The organism is Streptomyces nogalater (genome assembly GCF_039532885.1).
Taxonomy (GTDB): Bacteria; Actinomycetota; Actinomycetes; order Streptomycetales; family Streptomycetaceae; genus Streptomyces; species Streptomyces nogalater.
In genome coordinates, this window is the sequence record NZ_BAAASM010000065.1 from 47,424 (window position 1) to 68,765 (window position 21,342).

Annotated in this window: 18 protein-coding genes; 12 read left to right on the forward strand and 6 right to left on the reverse strand. The window is 71.6% G+C overall.

Features of this window, described 5'->3' with window-relative positions; genetic code table 11:
* Positions 1-124 precede the first annotated feature (124 nt).
* The 8 genes from ABD350_RS32940 to ABD350_RS32975 are packed head-to-tail and all read left to right on the forward strand — an operon-like array spanning position 125 to position 7,098.
* Positions 125-1,129 carry a methyltransferase gene (locus tag ABD350_RS32940; protein WP_344352641.1) on the forward strand — a complete coding sequence of 335 codons (1,005 nt, stop codon included), beginning with the start codon at positions 125-127 and terminating at the stop codon, positions 1,127-1,129.
* A gap of 31 nt (positions 1,130-1,160) precedes the next feature.
* Positions 1,161-1,808: a thermostable hemolysin gene (locus ABD350_RS32945; protein WP_344352643.1), complete on the forward strand. Its 648-nt coding sequence runs from the start codon at positions 1,161-1,163 to the stop codon at positions 1,806-1,808.
* Positions 1,795-3,390, forward strand: a complete 1,596-nt coding sequence (locus tag ABD350_RS32950; RefSeq protein WP_344352644.1) for an AMP-binding protein — start codon at positions 1,795-1,797, stop codon at positions 3,388-3,390. The genes ABD350_RS32945 and ABD350_RS32950 overlap by 14 nt, the downstream gene beginning before the upstream one ends.
* Entirely contained in the window at positions 3,387-4,325 is a 939-nt protein-coding gene (locus ABD350_RS32955) for a TauD/TfdA family dioxygenase (protein WP_344352645.1), read from the forward strand. The genes ABD350_RS32950 and ABD350_RS32955 overlap by 4 nt, the downstream gene beginning before the upstream one ends.
* Positions 4,325-5,017, forward strand: a complete 693-nt coding sequence (locus ABD350_RS32960) for an O-methyltransferase (RefSeq protein ID WP_344352646.1) — start codon at positions 4,325-4,327, stop codon at positions 5,015-5,017. The genes ABD350_RS32955 and ABD350_RS32960 overlap by 1 nt, the downstream gene beginning before the upstream one ends.
* A 4-nt stretch (positions 5,018-5,021) precedes the next feature.
* The gene (locus tag ABD350_RS32965) at positions 5,022-5,297 is read left to right on the forward strand and encodes a hypothetical protein (RefSeq protein ID WP_344352647.1); all 276 of its coding nucleotides are present in this window, start codon (positions 5,022-5,024) and stop codon (positions 5,295-5,297) included.
* Positions 5,294-5,812, forward strand: coding sequence for a nuclear transport factor 2 family protein (locus ABD350_RS32970; RefSeq protein ID WP_344352648.1), 519 nt, complete (start codon positions 5,294-5,296; stop codon positions 5,810-5,812). The genes ABD350_RS32965 and ABD350_RS32970 overlap by 4 nt, the downstream gene beginning before the upstream one ends.
* Positions 5,809-7,098, forward strand: coding sequence for an amidohydrolase family protein (locus tag ABD350_RS32975; RefSeq protein WP_344352649.1), 1,290 nt, complete (start codon positions 5,809-5,811; stop codon positions 7,096-7,098). The genes ABD350_RS32970 and ABD350_RS32975 overlap by 4 nt, the downstream gene beginning before the upstream one ends.
* Positions 7,099-7,153: 55 nt before the next feature.
* Here the strand turns inward: ABD350_RS32975 and ABD350_RS32980 are convergent, their stop codons facing one another.
* From ABD350_RS32980 to ABD350_RS32990, 3 genes are all read right to left on the reverse strand, one after another.
* Entirely contained in the window at positions 7,154-7,663 is a 510-nt protein-coding gene (locus ABD350_RS32980; RefSeq protein WP_344352650.1) for a MarR family winged helix-turn-helix transcriptional regulator, read from the reverse strand.
* A 635-nt stretch (positions 7,664-8,298) separates the two neighbouring features.
* Positions 8,299-10,332: an ABC transporter ATP-binding protein gene (locus ABD350_RS32985; RefSeq protein ID WP_344352651.1), complete on the reverse strand. Its 2,034-nt coding sequence runs from the start codon at positions 10,330-10,332 to the stop codon at positions 8,299-8,301.
* A gap of 244 nt (positions 10,333-10,576) precedes the next feature.
* Complete coding sequence (locus tag ABD350_RS32990; protein WP_344352652.1) at positions 10,577-10,879, reverse strand: hypothetical protein; 303 nt, start codon at positions 10,877-10,879, stop codon at positions 10,577-10,579.
* A gap of 105 nt (positions 10,880-10,984) precedes the next feature.
* On the opposite strand from ABD350_RS32990, the gene ABD350_RS32995 reads away from it, so the two are divergent.
* Positions 10,985-11,374, forward strand: coding sequence for a hypothetical protein (locus ABD350_RS32995; protein ID WP_344352653.1), 390 nt, complete (start codon positions 10,985-10,987; stop codon positions 11,372-11,374).
* A 100-nt stretch (positions 11,375-11,474) separates the two neighbouring features.
* A complete protein-coding gene (locus ABD350_RS33000; protein ID WP_344352654.1) occupies positions 11,475-12,035 on the forward strand; it encodes a GNAT family N-acetyltransferase in 561 nt (186 codons plus the stop codon).
* 63 nt (positions 12,036-12,098) lie between these two features.
* On the opposite strand, the gene ABD350_RS33005 is transcribed toward ABD350_RS33000, so the two are convergent.
* Both ABD350_RS33005 and ABD350_RS33010 read right to left on the reverse strand, forming a co-directional pair.
* Complete coding sequence (locus tag ABD350_RS33005; protein WP_344352655.1) at positions 12,099-12,962, reverse strand: endonuclease/exonuclease/phosphatase family protein; 864 nt, start codon at positions 12,960-12,962, stop codon at positions 12,099-12,101.
* A gap of 179 nt (positions 12,963-13,141) precedes the next feature.
* Entirely contained in the window at positions 13,142-14,491 is a 1,350-nt protein-coding gene (locus ABD350_RS33010) for a dicarboxylate/amino acid:cation symporter (protein WP_344352656.1), read from the reverse strand.
* Positions 14,492-15,286: 795 nt separating this feature from the next.
* Between ABD350_RS33010 and ABD350_RS33015 the strand changes: the two genes are divergently transcribed.
* Positions 15,287-16,057, forward strand: coding sequence for an aminoglycoside adenylyltransferase family protein (locus ABD350_RS33015; RefSeq protein WP_344352657.1), 771 nt, complete (start codon positions 15,287-15,289; stop codon positions 16,055-16,057).
* Between the two features lie 464 nt (positions 16,058-16,521).
* On the forward strand, positions 16,522-17,205 hold the full coding sequence (locus ABD350_RS33020; protein ID WP_344352658.1) for a ScbR family autoregulator-binding transcription factor: 684 nt from the start codon (positions 16,522-16,524) through the stop codon (positions 17,203-17,205).
* A gap of 57 nt (positions 17,206-17,262) precedes the next feature.
* Here ABD350_RS33020 and ABD350_RS33025 read toward each other — a convergent pair.
* The coding region (locus tag ABD350_RS33025; protein WP_344352659.1) for a thioester reductase domain-containing protein at positions 17,263-21,342 on the reverse strand (4,080 nt) is incomplete at its 5' end.

Consider the following 21,342-nt stretch of genomic DNA (forward strand, 5'->3'; position numbering starts at 1 on the left):
ACACGCACAGCGGCCAGAGGCATGCCACCCGCGCCCGCACCACCGAGCATCCGCGTACCGCCACGCCGACGACCGTGTGCCCTCGCACGCGGCGACCACCCTGCCCGCAACAGGAGGTTCCCTCATGTTCCAGACCACCACTGACGAACAGTTGACCGGCAACCCGATCGACGAGGTGATCGGCGGCACCATCCACTACGCAGCGCTGACCACCGCGGCCAAGCTCGGCCTCTTCACCATCCTGGAGGAGCGAGGTCCGCTCGGTGCCGAGGAACTCGCCGAGGCGGCCGGCGCCACGGCCGACGGCATCCGCGCCGTGGCCGACGTGGTCACCGTACTCGGCTGGCTCGCCCTGGAGGACGGGCGCTACCGCAACGGTCCGCTCGCCGAGCGCTGGCTGGGAGGACAGGGCGAGTACGACTTCACCCCCGCGCTGCTGTGGGCGTACGAGCTGATCAACGTCATGTGGGAGCTGCCGCAGGCCGTCCGGGACGGCAAGCCCGCCCAGTCGCTGTGGGAGCGCTGGGAGAACAACCCCGACGCCGGGCGGGACTTCTCCGAGTACATGAAGATCAAGTCACGGCTGACGGTGGACTCCATCGTGGACGCCGTCGAGCTGCCCGAGGGCGCCCGCAGGCTGCTCGACCTCGGCGGCTCGCACGGCTTGCACTCCATGGCCATGTGCCGGCGACACCCTCGGCTCACGGCGACGATCATGGACCTGGACGAGGCACTCGCCAATACCGGATCGGCCATCGAGAAGGCCGGTCTCGCCGACCGCGTCTCCCTGCGCCGGGGCAGCTTCCTCAGCGGCGACCTCGGCTCTGACTACGACGTCGTGTTCCTCTTCGAGATCGTGCACAACCACACCGACGAGGAGAACCGCGACCTGATCGCCCGCGCCGCCAAGGCGCTGCGCCCCGGCGGCAGGATCGTCATCCTGGAAGACGTGCGCGGTGCGGAACTCGACGCCCACAACGCGGCGTTCAGCCTCGCGATGTTCGCCTGCTCGGGCGACCGCACCTACAGCTTCCCCGAGATCTCCGGCTGGCTCACGGACGCCGGGCTCGGCGGCGTCGAGCAGATCCGGCTGCCGTCCTCCGTGTCCCTGGTCATAGGCACCAAGTGACGGTGTCCGGCCGAGGGAGAGGAGAAACAGCGTGCAGATCGCCCTTGCCCGCCGGTCGACCCGGCAGTGGCAGACCGCAGCGGAGCTTGCGCACCAGGTGTACGCCACGTCGTACGAGGCGGACGTGGTCCCGAACCCCGACCTTTTCATCGTTGCCGGACCGAGCGGGGACACCGGCTCAGACGGCGAGGTCGTGGCCTGTGCCGGGCTGACCTTCGGCACCGACCGTCCCCTGTTCTCCGAGCGGTACCTCGATACCGACATCGAGGGTGCCATCAAGGCGGCCCTCGGCACCTCGGCCGACCGCAGCCGGGTCGTCGAGGTCGGCGCGCTGGCCAGCGCGCGGCGCACCATCGGCCGGGAACTCATCCGCGTCACACCCATCATGTCCTGGTGCCTGGGGATGGAGTACATCCTGTGCACCGCTACGCGCAGCCTGGTCACCACGCTGCACCGCGTCGGGATCGCGTTCGTGCCGATCGGGCCGGCGGACCCCGGCCGGATCGAGCCGGAGGAACTGGGCCGCTGGGGCACGTACTACGCCCACGAACCCACCGTCGGGGTCATCCCGCTCAACTCCCTGCACCGGCTGTTCGCCGACGCCACCGGCCGTTACACCGTCACCGAACTGCAATTCCGTGTCCCCGAGTTCGAGGAAGCCGAGCATGCGACTCGTTGAAGAGGCACTCGTCCGGACAGCGGAGTCGGACCGCCCGCTGGTCGAAGTGCAGGGCCCCGGCGGCACAACGGTCAGAAGCCTGAGCTACCGCGAGGTGAGCCGGCGCGCCCAGGCCCTCGCCGGATGGCTCCGCCCCGTCGACGGGCGGGCCCCACGGGTCGGCGTGGTCTGTGGGAACACCCCGGAGTTCGTGGTCGCCGACCTCGCGCTGATCGCCCAGCGGGCGGTCGAGGTGCCGGTCCCGCTGGCCTTCTCCGCCGAGCAGGCCGCGGGACTGCTGGACGGTGTGGACCTCTGCCTGGTGGACCGGGCCGGGCAGGAACGGCTGGAGCAGTGGGGCAGGCGGCGGGTCCTCGGCGTCGACTGCCCCCTGGTGACGGTGACCGCCGAGGGGCCGGTGCCCGACGCGCCCCTGCGCCTCTCGGCCCTCGGAGATCCGGAAATCGCGGCCGACTGGGAGTGCAAGGTCATCCACACGTCGGGCACCACCTCGCGTCCCAAGGGCGTACGCATCCGGGCCCACGGCCTGGAGGCTCTGCTGACCTCGCTGCGTACCGTGATGCCCGAGGGAGCGTTCACCCGCTATCTGTCGGTCGTGCCGTTCAGCCTGCTGATCGAGCAGGTCACCGGTCTGTACCTGGTCCTCCTCGACGGTGGCACCCTGGTGCTGCTGCCCGAGGACATGCCGCTGGTCGGCACCGCGGCGGCGGCACCGGCCGACGTCCTGCCCCACGTGGCGGCGGCCCGGCCCACCGCGATGGTCGCCACCCCGGCGCTGGTCGAGGCGTTCGCCGTCCGGGCGGACACGGCGCTCGGCGGAGGCGAGAACGTCGTCACGGCCCTGTTCGGGACCGGCCAGGCACCGCTGGTCTGTTGCGGCGGCGCACCTGTCCACCCGGATCTGCTGCGCCGCCTGGAGGGGTACGGGCTTCCCGTCCACGAGGGCTACGGACTGTCCGAGAACAGTTCCGTGGTCAGCTGGAACACCCCCTCCGCCCGCCGGACCGGAACGGTGGGGCGCCCTCTGCCGCACGTCACCGTCCGTATCGCGGACGACGGCGAACTGCTGGTCAACAGCACCTCGCTGTTCGCCGGATACACCCGCGACGACCCCTCCAGCCTCGTTCTCGATGCCGACGGCTGGTTGCACACGGGCGATCTGGCGGACATCGACGAGGACGGCTTCATCAGCATCACCGGACGCAAGAAGAACGTCATCGTGACGGCGGCGGGCCGCAACGTCGCCCCGGAGTGGGTCGAGGCCCAGTACGCGCGGCTGCCGTTCGTCCGGGCGGTGGCCGTGGTCGGCGACGGCCTGACCGCCCTGCACGGCCTGTTCCTGGTCGACGGCTCGGTCGATCCCGCCGAGGCCGAGAAGGCCGTACGCGCCTTCGGCGAGGAGCACCTGTCGCAGGTGGAACGGGTGGCGCGGCCGCACATCGTCGCCGCCTCCGAGACGCTGTACCGCCGGTACTTCACCGTCACCGGCAGGCCCATGAGGAAGACCGTCCAGTACGACCTTGTCAACGGAACGCTGCACGCCGGCGAAGCCGACGGAGCCATCGAAGGAGCAGAAGCATGACCAGCAGCGCCGAGGTCCGCCCCTACGGCACGGCGGCCGGGAAGCTTGTTCTCGCGGGCGGAACGGACTCGCTCGGCGCCCTCGACCCCTCCTGGGTCACCGGGTTGCTCGCGGACTCCGGATTCCTGCTGTTCCGTGGGTTCCGCACGGACCTGGAGGAGTTCTCGGTGTTCGTCAAGGCACACTCCGCACGGATCACGCTCGACCCGGCCCGCAGCTTCCACGGCGGCGAGGTGGCCCAGAAGGTCGACGCGGGCACCGCGGCCGTCGGCCTGCACCTGGAGAACGGCAACAGCCCTTTTGGCCCGGACTTGACCTGGTTCTTCTGTGAGAAGGCCGCCTCCGCGGGCTCGCAGACCACCGTCTGCGACGGCTACCGGGTGTGGGACGCGTCGAGCCCGCGCGCCCGTGAGGTGTTCGGCAGCAGCCCGATCACCTACACGCGGCGTGTCGAGGAGGCCAAGTGGAAGGCGTTCGTCGCCCACCAGCTGGAGGGCCGCAAGGATCCGGTCGACATCACCTTCGCCGACATGGAGGCCCTGGTCGGCGCGGACCCGCACACGCGCCTGGCCCTGGAGGAGGACGGTGCGATCCGGTACGCGTACACCACCGGTGCCGCCCACAGCACCCTGTTCGGCACCCGGCTCGCCTGGGCCAACAGCATCTTCGGACCGTCGTACAACTACGAGATGCCCCGGATCACTTTGCAGGACGGCGAGGAGATCCCCGCCGATCTGCGGGCCGAGCTGAAGGCCCTCACCGATGAACTGACCGAGGACATCGACTGGCAGGACGGCGACATCGCGCTCATCGACAACACCCGCGTGATGCACGGCCGACGGGAGATCCTCGACACCGACCGCACCATCTACAACGCCCAGAGCTACATCCGCCGCGAGCTGGTCGACGGTGTCACCGCGGGAGGCGAGGGCTGATGACCCAGGCGGTTTTCCACGCGTTCACCGACCCCCGGATCACGGCCGTACTGGACGACATCGCCCGGGACGCCCGGCATGACGACGACGTCATGCGCCGTGCCTACGAAACGGCCGCCGCCTGGCCGGCGCCGCCCACCCCCGAGGAGGCGGCCGAACTGTGCGCCGAGGCCGCCCTGCCGGTCCATCCGCAGGTCGGCACGCTGCTCTACCAACTGGTCCGTGGCGCGCGCCCACAGCTCGTGGTCGAGTTCGGAACGTCCTTCGGCGCCTCGACGCTGTACCTGGCCGCCGCGGTGCGCGACAACGGCACCGGCCGGGTCGTCGGCTCCGAACTCCACCGCGGCAAGGCCCGACGGGCCGGCGCCCACCTGGAGAGGGCGGGCCTGCTGGACGTCGTCGAGATCCGCACCGGCGACGCCCGCGAGGAGTTGTCCGACCTGCCAGGCCCGATCGGCCTGCTGCTCCTGGACGGCTGGAAGGAGTTGTACCTGCCGGTTCTGCGGGTTGTCGAACCGGCCCTGGCGGACGGCGCACTGATCGTCTCCGACAATCTGCCGATGCTTCCGGAGGAGTTCGTCGCGTACGTCCGCGAGCCCGCGAACGGCTATCTGTCCCAGCGGCTTCCGCTGGGCGACGGCATCGAACTGAGCGTACGCACCCGCCCTCGCCCGACCGGCGAAGGAGCGTGAGGAGATGCCCGCATCATCACGCGACCGGCTGCGACCGGCGGTCTTCTGGAGAACGGCGGCGGTGGCCGTGACATCACCGTCGCGTCGGCCCTACGGCCCCCCGGGCCCGTTGTGCGACACCGCCGTACGCCTGTGCGCGCGGCTGCTGGACGAGGGCGTTCCGGCCCTTCACTTCTCCCTGAACACCACGGCGGCCACCCGGCATGCCCTCGATGCCCCGGGCATCGGGACGCGTCCCGCGATGGCGTCGTCCCTCCGACTGGAAGCCGAGCTCGTATGACTCCCCGTCCCACCCGCCGTTCCCTGTTCCGCGCCGGGCAGGCGGTTGCCGCCCCGTCCGGCGAGCAGCCCCGGAGCCAGGCACTCACCCGCGCCTTCGTGTCCCGGTGGACCACCGCCTACCTGGAGGCGTGGCGTACCAAGGACGCCGCGGCCGCCGTACGTCTCTTCACCCCCGACGCCCTGTACGAGGTGGTGCCCGGAGACGCGTCCCAGACCTACCGGGGCCGGGATGCGATCGGACGCTACTGGCGTGATGTCACCTCGGGGCAGTCGGACATCGGCTACCGGCAGGGGACCCCCGTCGTCACCGGCGACCGGGCGGCCGTCGAAATGTGGGTCACCCTGCGTGCCCCGGCCGCCAATCCGGACGGGGACCACTGGATCACCCTGATCGAAACCAACATCCTCACCTTCGGCATCGTGCGATCCGAACGGCTGTGCACCCGCAACAGCGAGTACTGGATCCTGCGCACCGGCCGCCACGAACCTCCGCAGGGCTGGGGGCGGGCGTGAGCGGACGCCGTACCCTCATCGCCGGCGGGCATGTCCTGAGCATGGACCCGGCGATCGGGGAACTGCCGTGCGCCGACGTTCTGGTGGAGGACGACGTCATCCGGTCCGTCGGCCCGGACGCCGGTGCCGGTGCCGCGGACGTCGACGACCACATCGACGCCCGTGGCCGCCTGGTGCTCCCCGGTTTCGTCGACACGCACCGGCACATGTGGCAGGCGGTGCTGCGCGGCTGCGGAGCCGACCAGACGCTCGGGGAGTACTTCGAGACCGTCCTCGGGACCCTGGGCCCCCGGCTGACCCCGGACGACCTGTACGTCGGCAACGCGCTCAGTGCGTTGGCCGCCCTCGACGCCGGTGTGACCACCGTCCAGGACGTCTCGAGCGTCGGCAAGCCCACTCCCGAGCACACCGACGCCCTCCTCGACGCCTTGGAGTCCTCGGGGGTGCGCTGTGTCTTCGCCTACGGGATGGGCCCGGCGAAGGACGCCCGCCGTGTCCGCGAGACCCGTCTCGGCACGGACGACGCCCTGGTGACGATGGCCGTGAACGCCGACGGCGGTGGGGACGACGACAGCCGGCGGATCTGGTCCTTGGCCCGGGACCTGGCCATTCCGGCCGCCCTGCACGTGCGGGGCGGCCGGCCGGTCTCCCGGCTGCGCCGGCTGGGCGTACTCAGGCCCGGCACCGTCTTCATCCACGGCACGGGCCTGGAGGAGGGCGAGATGCGGCTGATGCGCGACAGCGGGGCGGCGCTCTCGATCGCGCCCGCGATCGAGATGACCATGGGCCACGGTCTGCCGCCCTTCGGGGCGGCGGCCGCGGCGGGCCTGCGGCCCGGTCTGAGCACGGACGTCGAGGTGGCCGCCGCGGCCGACCTGTTCGGCCCGATGCGCACGGGGTTTCAGGTGGCGCGCCTGTCGGCCCTACAAGGTCAGAGGGAGGGGCCGGACGGGCCGGCCGCCCTGCCCACGACCCGGGACCTGCTGGAGTTCGCCACGATCGCCGGTGCGGAAGTCCTGGGCCTCGGTCGTCAGACGGGGTCGCTCACCCCGGGCAAGCAGGCGGATGTGGTGGTGTTGCGGGCCGACCGGCCGGGGGTGGCGCCGGTGTACGACGCCGTGGGGACGGTGGTCTCGGCCATGGGCCCGGGCGACGTGGAGACGGTGCTCGTCGCCGGCCGTGTGATGAAACGCGACGGCAGGCTTGTCCACTCTGATCTGCCCCGCCTACTGGAGCGCGCGGCAGCGGTACGCGACCGACTGCGCGAACCGGCGCCGGGGAGGTGAGCACCGGCTGCGGCGGGCCCGGACGTGCCGAGGGCCGGGCCGACCACCGCTGGGCTCACCGGTGGATGAGCACGCCTTCCTCGACGGCGGCGAGGGCGACACGCAGGTGTTCGCTCAGGGCCCGGGCCGTGGCGTCGGGTATCCGGGAGACGAGGCGGGCGTGGGCCGCGGTGGTGGCCCGTACCGCCTCTTCGGCTGTCTCGACCCCCAGCGGGGTGAGTTCGACCCAGCTGCTCCGCCCGTCCTCGGCGTCGGCCTCCCGGCTCACGTACCCGGCGGCCACGAGCCGCTTGATCACGTTGCTGGTGCCTCCGGAGGACAACAGCAGTGCCTGCGTCAGATCGGTCGGTTTGAGCCGGTACGGCGCGCCGACCCGGCGCAGGGTCGCGAGCACGCCGTACTCGGCCTGAGTGAGGTGCAGCTTGTCCAGCGCGGAGGCGGCGGTCAGCTCGAAGGCCGACACCAGTAGGGCGGTGCGCTTGGCGAGTTCGAGGGGGAGGCCGGCGATCTCCGGCATCTCGACGCGCCAGGCCGAGATGATCTCGTCAACGTGGTCGGGCTCCACTGGCACCACCTTTCATGGGTTTACTCAAGATAAAGATACTGGGGGACCGGAATCGCTCGGACATCAGCAGCCACCTCACCTGCGGGGTCAGTCGCAGCACCCCCGATTTAGCTTTCCGTATAACTTTACGGAAAGCTTTTAGCGTGTTTCCCCCATGAGCCTCGACACGCGTGTCGCGTGCTGATGGCGACCGACGCGGCCTGATGCAGCACGCTCAGCGTCCCAGCAGCAGCGCGACCGCGTACAGGACGGGCACGGGCACCCCGCTCCAGGACCGCGACCACTGGGAGGGGGACACCGTGGGCCGATGTCCCCGCCAGGGTCACCGCCTCGCCGGCCCAGTACGCGCGGAACGACCGGTTGCCCCGCAGCGCGACGCCGGGTTCCGATGCGGCGATGAGTGTCCTGGTCTCGCCGCCGGCGCTGCCGGCCGTCACGATCGGCTCCCCGTCCGACGGGCCGGAGTGGGCCAGCCCAGCTCGGTGCTCGTCAGGGTGGCGGCCGAGATACGGCCTCGACGGTCTTGCGGATCTCACAGGGGTTGGGGGACATGAGCGTCGTCTCGCCTTCGACGTAGGGGGCGGGTGCTGCGCGGGCCGGGCTGTGTGGGCGGGCTGCGGGCAGGGCTTGGTGGGTCAGCTCGCTGTCTCGTGGTCGGGCGGCTGGGAGCCACGGGGGCCGGGAACCGTGCCGACCGCGGGCGCGAGCCCGTACTGGGCGGCCTGGGCGGTGAACATCCCTTGATACAGGCCGCCTTCGCGGGCCATCAGCTCCTCGTGCGTGCCGTCCTCGACCACACGCCCCTGGTCGAGGACGTAGATGTGGTCGGCGTTCATGGTCGCGGCCAGCCGGTGGGTGACGAGCACCACCGCGTGCCCCTCCTGGGCCAGCGACCACAGGCCCTGGAACGCGGCGATCTCCGCATGCGGATCGAGGGCGCTGGTGGGCTCGTCGACCAGCAGGAACGGCGCCTGCCGGTACCGACTTCGAGCGGTCCCCAGCTTCTGCCACTGACCGCCCGAGAGCTGGACACCGCGCTCGTACCCCTTGAACACGATGGAGTCCCAACCGTGCGGCAGGCCCTCGATCAGGTCCAGCACGTCGGCGTCCTGGGCGGCCTTGCGGACGCGGTCCATGTCCCTGGGGCGGTCACCGGCCCCGATGGCCACGTTCGCGGCCGCGGTCATCTCCCAGCGCGGGAAGTCCTGCGCCAGCAGCCCTACGGCGCCGAAGACCTGGGCGCGGTCGGCCTCCCGGACCTCGACCCGCTCACCCGACTCGCCCTCCCACCACACGTCTCCCCCGGTGGGCAGCAGCAGCCCGGCCAGCACCTTCGTCAGGGTGGTCTTGCCCGAACCGTTCGCACCGACCAAGGCCGTCACCTTGCCCCGGGGCACCCGCACGCTCACGCCCTTCAGCGAAGGGGAGGCGGCTCCCGGGTAGGTGAACGACACCCCCTCTGCCCGCACCTCCCGCACCGGTGCGGGCAGCGGCGTACCGGAGGACGGGATGGCGTTCTCGCCCGCCACCTTGATGGCATCCTCGGTGTCCGTGAGGAACAGCAACTCCTCATACAGCCGGTTGACCTGCTGTACCAGGGAGGTGAGCTGTGCCGTCGAGGTGCGGATGGCGATCACCGCCGTACCGCCGACCGCAAGCGGCAGACCGCCGCCGGCCAGCAGCCACCACAGCACCCCGTAACAGGCCAGCGACGCCACACCGGCGATCGCGCCCGCGACCAGATCCGTCGATGCCTGCGCCCGGGCCAGGCGCCGCTGCTCCATCTCCGTCTGCTTCGACATCTCCTCGTAGCTGGACAGCAGCTTGGTACCGGCGGCGTGCACCCGGATCTCGCCCGCGGCGTGCGGGCGGGTCAGGTAGGCCAGCAGGGAGGCGATCGCCCGCCGGTGGTCGACCCAGTTCAGGCGGGAGATGTAGTCACGGCGCGCGGAGCGGACCGCACCCCACCCCTTGGGCAAGGCGATGGCCAGCAGCATCGGCAGCAAGGCCCAGTGCAGCGACGCCAGCACGACTGCGGCCGCCGCCATGCCGATCACCACACTGCCCACGCCCACCGACAGCCGGAGCATGCTGCGCGCCGAGTCCGTGCCGAACTTCCCCGCCTCCAGAACCCGCTGGACCTCCGGCCGCTCGGTGGCCTCCACCTCCACGTGGGTGACGGCCGCGTAGTACCGGGCGGACACCGCCCGCTCCACCTGCGGCTCCAGCCGGCCCGACATCGCGGTCGACCACGCCGACAGCACCGACGTCGCCACCGCCGCGACCGCCAGCACCGCCAGCGACGGCAGCGCCTCGCGCAGCTTGTCCGCGGTCGGGCCGTCGGCGAACAGCCGGGTGAGGACGCCATTGACCGCCATCAGCCCCCATCCGGCCGTCACGCCCTGCCCTAGCTGGGCGACCACCACCCCCGTCAGGGCCCGCCGGTCCGTCTCCCAGCCGGTGCGCAGCACCGAGCCGACCATCCTGGGGAGCGCTGCCGCCATGTGCCCGAAGCCCAGGCGGGTCAGCGGCCCCGCGTGCCGGACGTAGGACTGGTCATGGCGCAGACGCCCCCCGTACAGCTCTCGCTCGGCGTCCGAGATTCCGGCCTGGCCCGCGGCCTTCGGCGGGCTCGTGGTGTCATCGCCGCCTGGTTCGACTTGCGTCAACGTATTCCCTCCCCGAGGCGTGTTGATGGTGTCGGCGTGTTCAACGACGCCGCCGCGATTTCGAACACGCGCTCTTTCGGTCGCGTCACGGGCGCTGGAATAGAGCGGTTGTCCGAAGGTGCGCAGTGCACCGACCCTTGCCGCGCACGAGCATCCACCCTGGGCGAATTGGCCGAAACGCCGGTGCTCAGCCTGTGCGGCTGTACGCGGTCATCAGGCACCCTCAGCTGAAGCCTCACCCCCTTCACGTGCTCGGTGTGACCGGCAGGCCCAGGCGCAGGGTCATGACCGCGTGGTCGGTCAGTCCGGCTTCGCGGGCCTGCTGGTGGTAGTCGCAGGCGGCAACGTGGGACATGTGGGGCGTGGAGACGAAGACGTGGTCGAAGCGGAAGCCCGCGCCGGTCAGCCCGTACCAGGAAGTGGGCCGTCTTGTCGGGGCGCAGGTGGCGGAAGGCGCGACCAGGGCCGGGCTGTGCACCGGCTGGGCGGGGGTGCGGCAGGCGATGACCGTGCGGTAGTCGCGGTCGGGCGGCTGCGGGGCGATCACGGTGGTGTACCCGCGCTCGGCGAGTGCGGCGACGGTCTGCCTGACGGGTAGGGTCGGCGGGTGGAGCCGAAGAGTGTGAGCGAGTGTCCGTTGCACGGGGCCGGTGTGCGTCCTGACTACCTGGTCGGGCGCCGTCTGGAGCACGTGGTCGCCTCGTGGCACCTGTACGGCTCACAGGCTCCGTCCGGCCCGCTGGACGTGTGGCTGATCGACAGCGAGGCGGTCGCCACACACATCACGACCGGTTCGGACTGGTGCCTGATCGTGGAGACGTCGGACCCCGTCGCGGGATACGACATGGCGGAGTCGGGTCGCGTCGAGGTGGGGCCGATCTGCGGCGAGGGCCCGTTCGCGGATCACCTCGGCGAGACAGTACTGGCGGTCGAGGAAGAGAGTGAACCGGACAGTGGGCGGATCGCGCTGGAGATCGCCTTCGACTCCGGCCGTGTCCGGTGTGAGACCTGGTCCGGAGATCTTCGCCTGTCCGGCAAGTGATCGACAGACCGGGTCGCGCCCTCGCTGTCTCCTCCGCGTGAGGTGCCGCACCGCGGAAAGGGGATTGCATCGGGGGGAGGGCTCACGTTGGCTGGGCAGTATGGCCGAACTGCGTACCGATCGCCTCGCCTTGCGTCGATGGCGTGACTCCGACCTCGAACCGTGGGCTGCTATGAACGCCGATCCCGAGGTGCGAGAGCATCTGGGCGACCTGCTCACCCGTGACCAGAGCGATGCCTCTGTGGCGCGGTTCCAGGCAGACTTCGACCGGCGAGGCTATGGATGGTGGGCGGTCGAGGTGCGGGCCACGGGCCGGTTCATCGGCTTCGCGGGCCTGGATCCGGTGGACGACGGCATGCCGTTCACCGGAGTGGAGATCGGCTGGCGGCTCGCCCGCTCGGCCTGGGGACAGGGCTATGCCACCGAGGCCGCGCTGGCGGTCCTGGCCTACGGCTTCGACACCCTCGGGCTTCCCGAGATCCTCGCCGTCACCACGTCCGCCAACCACCGCTCCCAGGCGGTGATGCGCCGCATCGGCATGACCCGCGACCCGGCCGACGACTTCGACGACCCCACCGCACCCGAAGGACCACTGCGTCCGAACGTACTGTTCCGCATCGCCCGGGGTGCGAGAGACCGACACTCACGGAGAAATCGCTGATCACGCCGCAAAGGCCAGGGGGCGTCCACCCCGATGGCGGGGTTGCCTGGACCAGCCGGGCGATCACTGTTCGGCTCGGGTGCCGTCGTGGTCGATGTCCAGGTCGGCGTGCAGCAGGTGGTGGTCCGAGTACGGGGTCGGGTGCACACGGTGTCCGCGCGGGACGATGCCGCGCAGGAACACGTAATCGAACTTGCTCTGCCAGTCGGTGGTCGGGAGGCAGCCGCCGGTGTACACGGGACGGCACCGGGGGTCCGCATCCGCGGCCAGTTTCCACAGGGGGGTGAGTTCGGGGGCGTCCGGTACGGCGTTGAAGTCGCCGAGGACGATCGCGCGGTCGTACCGGGCCACCTCCGCGGCGAGCGCCTTGGTCTGGTCTGCGCGGACCGCTTCCTGACGTCGTTGGGCGAGGTGTGTGTTGAAGACGCGGACGGACTGGCCGCCCACCGTGGCGGTGACCGCCATGTATCCGCGGTCCTCGGATCCGCCGTCGGGGTATTCCACGCTGACGGGGTCCGTCAGCGGTGCCGCCGAGAGGATCGCCTGGCCGTAGGCCCCGGGATTCCACGGCACTCCCCCGCAGCGGCCCCAGTCCTGGAGGACCGTCCCGTACTCAACGTGGTAGACCAGCCCGTAGAACCGCCTCAGATGGCTCCGTATCCTCTCGACGTCACGCACGCAGGCTTCCTGCAGGCCGATGACCTGGGGCGCGTACGTGGCGATCTCCCTTGCCCGGTCGAGGTTGCTCTTGTCGCACGGGTTGCAGATGTTCCACGTCATGACCCGGTGCGGTACGACGTCCTTGACGGCTTCGGCGGGCAGCGGTCTGGCGAAGAGGGTGCCGGCCGGTGCGCTGGGGCCCATGAGCACCGCGCAGGCCACGACCAAGGCACCCGCCCATATACGCGTGCGTCTACCGAACACCATCGCCTCCTCGCCCTGTATCGCCCTGCCATCCTGCCTGAAAGTGCCGAGCCAGTACGACCGGCCGCGCATTCTCGGGGCACTGGTGAACCGGTAGTACGAGGCCGCATGTCCGTGGCCGTACGCACGAAGCGCCCCCGTCGGCCTGTGGGCCGGTGGGGGCGCCGTCGTGTGAGGAAGTGTCAGGCGGTGGCCGGCAGGGTCACCTTCTGCTCGGCGTCGCGCACGCCGTACTCGTCGTCCACCGGGGAACCCGAGGCGGAGTTGTACGCGTCGAGGTCGAGGATCTTCTCGCGGGCGGCGACGACGACCGGGACCAGTGCCTGGCCGGCGACGTTGGTGGCCGTGCGCATCATGTCCAGCACCGGGTCGATCGCCATCAGCAGGCCCACGCCCTCCAGTGGCAGGCCCAGCGTGGACAGGGTCAGCGTCAGCATGACCGTGGCACCCGTCAGACCGGCGGTGGCCGCGGAGCCGATCACCGAGACGAAGGCGATCAGCAGGTAGTCGCCGACGCTGAGCTGCACGTCGAAGATCTGGGCGATGAAGATCGCGGCGAGAGCCGGGTAGATCGCGGCGCAGCCGTCCATCTTCGTCGTGGCGCCGAACGGGACGGCGAAGGAGGTGTACTCCTTCGGCACGCCGAGGCGCTCGGTGACCTTGACCGTGACCGGCATGGTGCCGACGGACGAGCGGGAGACGAAGGCCAGCTGGATGGCGGGCCAGGCGCCCTTGAAGAACTGGACCGGGTTGACCTTGGCGACGGTCGCCAGCAGCAGCGGGTAGACGCCGAAGAGGACCAGGGCGCAGCCGATGTAGACATCGGCGGTGAAGGTGGCGTACTTGCCGATCAGGTCCCAGCCGTAGTCGGCGATGGCGTAGCCGATGAGGCCGACGGTGCCGAGCGGGGCGAGGCGGATGACCCACCACAGGGCCTTCTGCAGCAGCTCCAGGACCGACTCGCTGAGGGTCAGGATCGGCTGCGCCTTGTCACCGAGCTTCAGGGCGGCGATGCCGGCGACGGCGGCCATGAAGACGATCTGCAGGACGTTCAGCTGCGTGAAGGGCGTGATGACGTCCGTCGGGATGATGCCGGTGAGGAAGTCCAGCCAGGAGCCGGCGTGCTGGGGCTTCTGGCCGTCCTTCGGGGTGAGGCCGGTGCCCGCGCCGGGGTTGGTGATCAGGCCGATCACGAGGCCGATGGCGACCGCGATCAGCGATGTGATCATGAACCAGAGCAGGGTGCGGGAGGCCAGCCGGGCGGCGTTGTTCACCTTGCGCAGGTTGGTGATGGACACCAGGATCGCGAAGAAGACCAGCGGGGCGACGGCCAGCTTCAGCAGCTGGACGAAGATGTGGCCGATCTTGTCCAGCGTGGTGTACAGCCACTGCACGTCATAGCTGCGGGTGACCCAGCCGAGGACGACACCGAGGACGAGACCGGCGACGATCTGGGCCCAGAAGGGCACCGCGGGTATGCGCCGGACGGGCTTGGCGGGGGTTTCGGTGCTCGCGGACGCGGACACGGACACACTCCAGTGAGGCGTATCGGGGAATACGGAAAGGCGGGGTGGGTGCGGCGCACGCGCGCTACGGGCGGCGCCGCTGCATGATGCCGGTCAGACCGCGCGGCAACAGACCGCGGACATACAGCGGCACAGGTCGACATGCAGGCGCGCCACGAGCAGGGTGCCAATGGCTTCACGGGGGCGCACAGCTGTCTTCACATCGAACACGTTAACACTTGTACTTTGAGACCCTCAAAGCACTTCTTTGGGGGGTGGCCTGCCGGAACGCCGACGGCCCCGGGCGAGGCACGGTTTCGGCGCATGGGTGTCCACGGTCACGTGACCCAAGTCACGACGCGGCGGCGTCCTGCCGGGTGCGGGCGTTCGCCGTGTCGTATCCGGCCGGCCGGGCCGCGGGCCAGCGGGGGGTGACCGCCGGACGTACGCGGGCAGGCGCAGCGGCGGATGGTGGAACGGGTCGTCGGACCAGGCGCGGTCCGGCCCCTCCCACCGGCTCCGCGGCCACCACGGCCGGGGGTCCGGTACCGCCCGCCGCCCGGCCCGCTTCTCCGCCCGGCGCTGTGCGGCGTACTCCTCCGCCCGCGCGAGCCACAGCACCCGTGCCGCGTGCAGTTCCTCCACCGCCCGCACCAGCGCGTCCGCATCCGCCTCCCGCCTCGCCAGTGCCGTCGGTCCCGCCGCCGGACCGGCATCAGCCCGGGGCGGCTGAGTGCCGGTCTGGGCTCCCCCGCGTCCCGTCGGTCCGCCGGAGCGGATAATGCGGTGCGGTCGGCCGGGGCGGCGGGAGAGGCTGGTGCGGTGGATCAGGTTCGGCAGATCGTGGGGCTCGTCGGTGATGTGCTCGGCCGGGATGTCGTCGGGACCTACCTGCACGGCTCCTCCGTGCTCGGTGGCCTCAGGCCGGCCAGCGACGTGGACGTCCTGGTCGTCTCCCGACGGCACATGGACGAGCGGGACCGGCGGGCACTCCTCGGTGGACTGCTCAGGATCTCCGGTTCCGGAAACGAGGTCCGCCCGGTCGAGCTCACCGTGGTCGTACAGTCCGAGGTCCGGCCGTGGCGGTACCCGCCGGCCTGTGACTTCCTCTACGGCGAGTGGCCGCGCGGCGAGTACGAGGCGGGGCTGGTCCCCCGGCCGGAGCCGATGCCCGATCTCGCCCTGCTGATCACCATGGCGCTGAGCGGGGACCACCCGCTCACCGGCCCCCGCCCGGCGCGGGTCCTCGACCCGGTGCCGCCGGGCGACCTGGTCCGGGCGAGCGTGGCGGGTGTCCCCGGCCTGCTGGACGAACTGGACAGCGACACCCGCAACGTCCTGTTGACCCTCGCCCGTGTGTGGACCACGCTCGCCACCGGCCGGATCGAGTCGAAGGACGCCGCCGCCGACTGGGCCCTCACACAGCTCCCGCCCGAACACCGCGCCGTCCTCGGACACGCCAGGCGGCTTTACCTCGACTGCCGCTACTCCGAGGAGAGTTGGAGCGACGCGTTGCGGGCGCGGGTGCGTCCGCACGTGGACCACGTGCTCACCGAGATCGACCGGCTGCTCACCCGTACCCCGGGGACGTGAGGGAGAACCGGGCCGGCGCCCGGCATGGGCCGTTTCAGGGAGAGGTGGGGGCGGATTTCCAGCCGTCCGGGGCCATCGCCTCGTCCCGGGCGTCACGGGTGGTGCCCGTCCCGGCCGGGACCGCGTAGGGGACCGCACTCCACGCCACCTACACCCTGGCGGTCGTTCCCCTCATGTGCGCTCCGGATCCCTCGGCCTGGCGCGGAGATCGATATCGCGCCGGATTCGCGGTCCCTGGTACGAACCGGTCTGACGGGTCTTACAGTGATCCGGTGCACGTTTGGGCCGAAGCAGTGCGTTTCGACTTCCGTCCACGACGCGGCGGCCACCCGGATGCGGACAGACCCGTGTTCTCGCTGTCCGGGGCCGCCGAGCCGACTTCCACGGCGGCGCGCGCGTTCGTTCTGTGGCGCCTTCTCGTGCGCTCGATCTGTCGCTCACTCACCCTTTTGGGAGTGCCCTTCATGGCCAGACAGCACCGTGCCCTCAGAACCCGCGAAGACCTGATCCGCTCGGCCGCGGAGGTCATCGACGACGTCGGCTACGCCGAGGCCTCGATCTCCGCGATCAGTCATCGGGCCGGTGTCAGCAATGGCGCGCTCCACTTTCATTTCAAGAGCAAGCGTGCCCTGGGTGAGGCCGTCGAACTGGCCGCTGCGCGGACGCTGTTGCACATCACCGGTCGTGTCCCGGTGCGTCACCCCGCACCGATACAGCTCCTGGTCGACACCTCTAAGGCGCTGGCCGGGTGCATCGTCCGGGACCCGGTGCTGCGGGCCGGTTTCAGCCTCGGCGGCGACCCCACCTGGCAGGGCACGGTGGATCTGTGGGAGCAGTGGCAGGACTGGGTGCAGCTGATGCTGGTGGTGGCCAGGGACCAGCGCGCGCTGTCACCGGACGTGGGGATCGACGAGGCCGTCTCCATCATCACGTCGTTCCTGGCCGGCCTGGAGGTCCGGTCCCGGGCCGGGGCCGAGCGGAGCCCGGACCGCTCCGTCACCGGTTTCTGGCGCCTGCTGCTCCCCCACCTGGTGGCCGAGGGCACGGCGCCGCCGGTCGACCACGAAGGAGACACGATGCCCTTGTGGTGCACCGTCGACTTCGGCGCCGGCGGCCAGGAGCGGGAGCAGGTCTGCGGCGTCGCCTGACGGCGGCAGAAGCGGGCCGGAGACCGACGCGGTGCGTCGGTCTCCGGCCCGCTTGTGTCATGCGCCGTGCCCGGCCGGAGGCGGCGGGAAGTACCCGCGGTCCACGAAGAAGCCGACGTACTTGGCGTAGAGCTCCTTCGTCATCTCCGGGCAGACGACCGGGGTCCCTTCGAGCGCGGCCCGGGTCGCGGAGGTGTCGAAGGCGGGGTAGAACCTGCCGGTGTCCGACGCCAGTGCCTCGAAGGCGTCGAGCAGCGGGTTCACGGCGTTGTCGGGGTCGGCGCCCACCCTCGCCTTCCAGGTGTCCCAGTCGAGCTCGTCCAGGCGGTACCCGGTCGCCCGGAGGTGGCCGACGAACTCACCGAAGTCCAGGCTGCTCCCGTTGGACAGGTGGAACGTCCCGCCGGCGGCCCCGGGCTCCCGGGAGACCGTGAGGATCGCCTTGCTGACGTAGTCCGCCGGGACGGGGTGCACGGCCGCGGACAGCCCGGCGGGTACGGCTTCGGCCTGGACCAGCCCCTTGAGGCTCAGCCATACGAAGTCGGCCGTCTGGCAGGCACCGTTGACCTGGTCGCCGCAGATCACGTCGACGCGGTACACGGATACCGGCAGGCCACGTTCCCTGGCCAGGCCGACGAGCTGTTCCGCGACCCACTTGCTCTGCACATAGCCGGTGGCCAGTGCCTCGGGGGGACCTGTCGGGTCCGTCTCCCGCACGGGCTCCCCTGCGGTCACCGGGCCGGGGAACACACCGACGGAGGAGACATGGTGGACGGGTACGGTGCGGTGCCGGGCGGCGAGGCGCAGGATCTCCTCGGTGCCGTCCACGTTGGCCGCCCTCAGCTCCGTGTAGGGGCGCAGCCAGTGCACCTGTGCCCCGGCGTGGTAGACCACGTCGGCCACGCGCGCCAGGCGGTCGAACTCGGCGGGTTCCAGGCCGAGTCCGGGCCGTGCCAGGTCACCGAGCACGATCCGCAGCCGGGCCGGGTCCACCTCGTCCCACAGGTGGTACCACTCCATGTTCGTCCGCAGCCGTTCCAGGGCCTCGTTCGCGTCGGTGCCGCGGAGCAGACAGTGCACCGTGGCCCGGGTGTCGCGCATCAGGTCCCGCAGCAGGAAGGCCCCGAGGAAGCCGGTCGCGCCGGTCAGCAGCACCTCCGCCGGGTCGGTGACGGCCCGGACGACCTCCTTCGCGGGACGGATGTCATCGGCGAGCCGGACCTCCGCCGCGAAGTCCACGGCGGGCCGGGACGAGGTGTCCAGGGCGTCCGGTCCGCGCAGCGCCACGTCCAGCAGATGGCCGGCGAGGGAGCGCGGAGTGGGGTGGTCGTAGATCAGGCTGCCGGGCAGCCGGGTGCCGACCGTGTCGCCGAGCCGGTTGCGCAGTTCGACGGAGGTGAGCGAGTCGAGCCCCAGGGTGCTCAGGGGCTGGTCGGGGCCGATCGTGCCGCCGTCGGCGTCCGCGTGGCCGAGCACGCCGGCGATCCCGGCCCGGACCAGGGCCAGCATCCGCTCCTGCCGCGCGGTCTCGTCCAGGGCGGCGAGCTGTTGCGGGAGCGGGACGGCGTCCGCGCCGGAGTTGCGGGCGGCGCGCCGCATCGGGGCGGGCACCAGGCCCGTCATCACCAGCGGTGCCTGGGCCGCGTTCGCCCGCAACGCCACCGGGTCCACGGGGGTCGCGGTCACCGCCGGTTCGCCGACGGCGAGGGCCGCGTCCAGCAGGGCCGTTCCCTCGCGCTCCGTGATCGGCAGCAGGCCGCTGCGCGCGATCCGTTTGAAGTCCGCCTCTTCCAGGTGGCGGCTCATCCCGGTGGTCTGGGCCCACAGGCCCCAGGCTATGGACGTGGCGGTGAGCCCACGGGCGGCCCGGTGCTGGGCGAGCCCGTCCAGGAAGGCGTTGGCGGCGGCGTAGTTGCCCTGGCCGGGGCCGCCGATCACGCCCGCGGCGGACGAGAACAGCACGAACGCCGACAGGTTCAGCTCCCGGGTCAGCTCGTGCAGATGCCAGGCCGCGTCGGCCTTCGGGCGCAGCACCGCGTCGAGCCGGTCACCGGTGAGGGTCGACACCAGCCCGTCGTCCACCACGCCCGCCAGGTGGACGACACCGGTCAGCGGCCGGTCGGCGGGGAGGGCCGCGAGCAGTTCGGCGAGTGCGTCGCGGTCGGCGGTGTCGCACGCCGCGATCGTGACCTCGGCGCCGAGTTCGGTGAGCTGACGGCGCAGCTCGCCGGCGCCGGGTGCGTCCGGTCCGCTCCTGCTGACCAGCAGCAGGTGGCGGATGCCGTGCTCGGTGGCCAGGTACCGGGCGAACAGTCCGCCGAGGGCGCCCGTGCCGCCGGTGACGAGGACCGTGCCCCGGGGGTCCCAGCCGCCGGACGCCTTCCGCGCGGCGTCGGCCGTGGTCTTGCCCAGGCGGGGTACGAACACCCGCCCGGCGCGCAGGGCCGCCTGCGGTTCGCCGGAGGACAGCACCCGCGACAGCGTCCGCGCGGTCACCGGCTCGCCGTCGAGGTCGAGGAGGACGATCCTGCCGGGCGCCTCCGACTGCGCCGAGCGCAGCAGGCCCCAGACCGCCACCGCCGCGGGATCCACGTCCTCGCCTGAGGCGACCGCCGCGGCGCCGCGGGTGAGGACCACCAGCCGGGCTCCGGCGGGTTCGTCGGCGGCGAGCCACTCCTGGACCAGCGCCAGCACGGCACGGGTCGCGGTGTGCGCGGCGTCGGCGCCGCCTGTGTCGTCCGGCGCGCACCACACGGCCACCGCGTCCAGCGGCCGGCCGGCCGCCGTGGCGCGCCGCACCGCGGCCACGTCGGCGAAGGCCTCCAGGTCCGCGAGGTCCGGGGCCGGCCGGCCGGTGCCGGGGAGCACCGGAGGGAGCGCCGCCCAGTGGTGGGTGCCGGACGGTCCGGTGGGTGTGAGCGGGCGCCAGGAGAGGGTGAACAGGGATCCGAGCAGGCGCGCGTGGGCGTGGGTGTCCACGGCGGCCGCGTCCGGCCGGGGTTCCACATGGTCCACCGAGGCGACCGGCTGCCCGGCCGCGTCGGTGAGCCACATCGACAGCGCCCCGTCCGGTGTGCGCCGCAGCCGCGCGCGGACGGCCGTGGCCCCGGTGGCGTACACGCGTACTCCGCGCCAGCGGGAGGCCAGCGTCTCCGCCGGGTACGGTGCTGCGGCCGTCCCGTCGAGTCGCGCGGCGTGCGCGGCGGCGTCCAGCAGGGCGGGGTGCAGTTCGAAGCCGTCGGCGCCGGATTCGGCGGCCTCGGGCAGGTGTACCTCGGCGAGGATGTCGTCGCCGTGCCGCCATACCGTGCGCAGTCCGCGCAGTGCCTCGGGGTAGGCGAGCCCGGCTTCGGCGAGCCGGTCGTAGGCCGTCGTGCCGTCGAGTGCGGTCGCGTCGGCCGGGGGCCACTCGGTGAGGCCGAAGGGGGCCGGCCGGCCGGCGAAGCCGAGTTCTCCGGAGGCGTGCAGGGTCCACGGGACGTTCTCGTCGGTCCGGGCGTGGACCGTCACCGTCCGGCTGCCGGCGGTTTCGGGTCCGACGGCGACCTGGAGGTGGACGGTGCCGTGTTCCGGCAGGGGCAGCGGGGTCTCGACGGTCAGTTCGGTCAGTACGTCGCAGCCGAGTTCGTCACCGGCCCGGACCGCGAGTTCCACGAACGCGGCGGCCGGGAGCACCTGGGTGCCCAGGCCGGTGTGCCGGGGTGTCCAGGGCACGGTCGAGCGGGAGAGACGGCCGCTGAACAGCATCCCTTCACCGGAGGCCGGTACGAGGGAGGTGCCGAGCAGTGTGTGTCCGGTCGCGCCCGGCGCCGACGCGCCCGTGGCGGTGTCCGGGTGTTTCCTGTCCCGCCAGTACCGCCGGTGCTGGAAGGCGTAGGTGGGCAGGTCGACCGTGCCGGGGCGCATCGGGCGGAAGAAGGCGGGCCAGTCGACCGCGATGCCGTGGGTGTGCAGTGTGCCGAGTCCCGTCAGCAGGGCTTCGGGTTCGTTCCGGTCCCGTCGCAGCAGCGGCACCACCAGGTGGCCGGTGTCCTTCTCCGCCAGGGTCTCGCGGGCCGCGGTGCTCAGCGAGGCGTCGGGGCCGATTTCGACGAAGGCGGTGACGTTGCGTTCGGCCAGAACGCCGACCGCGTCGGC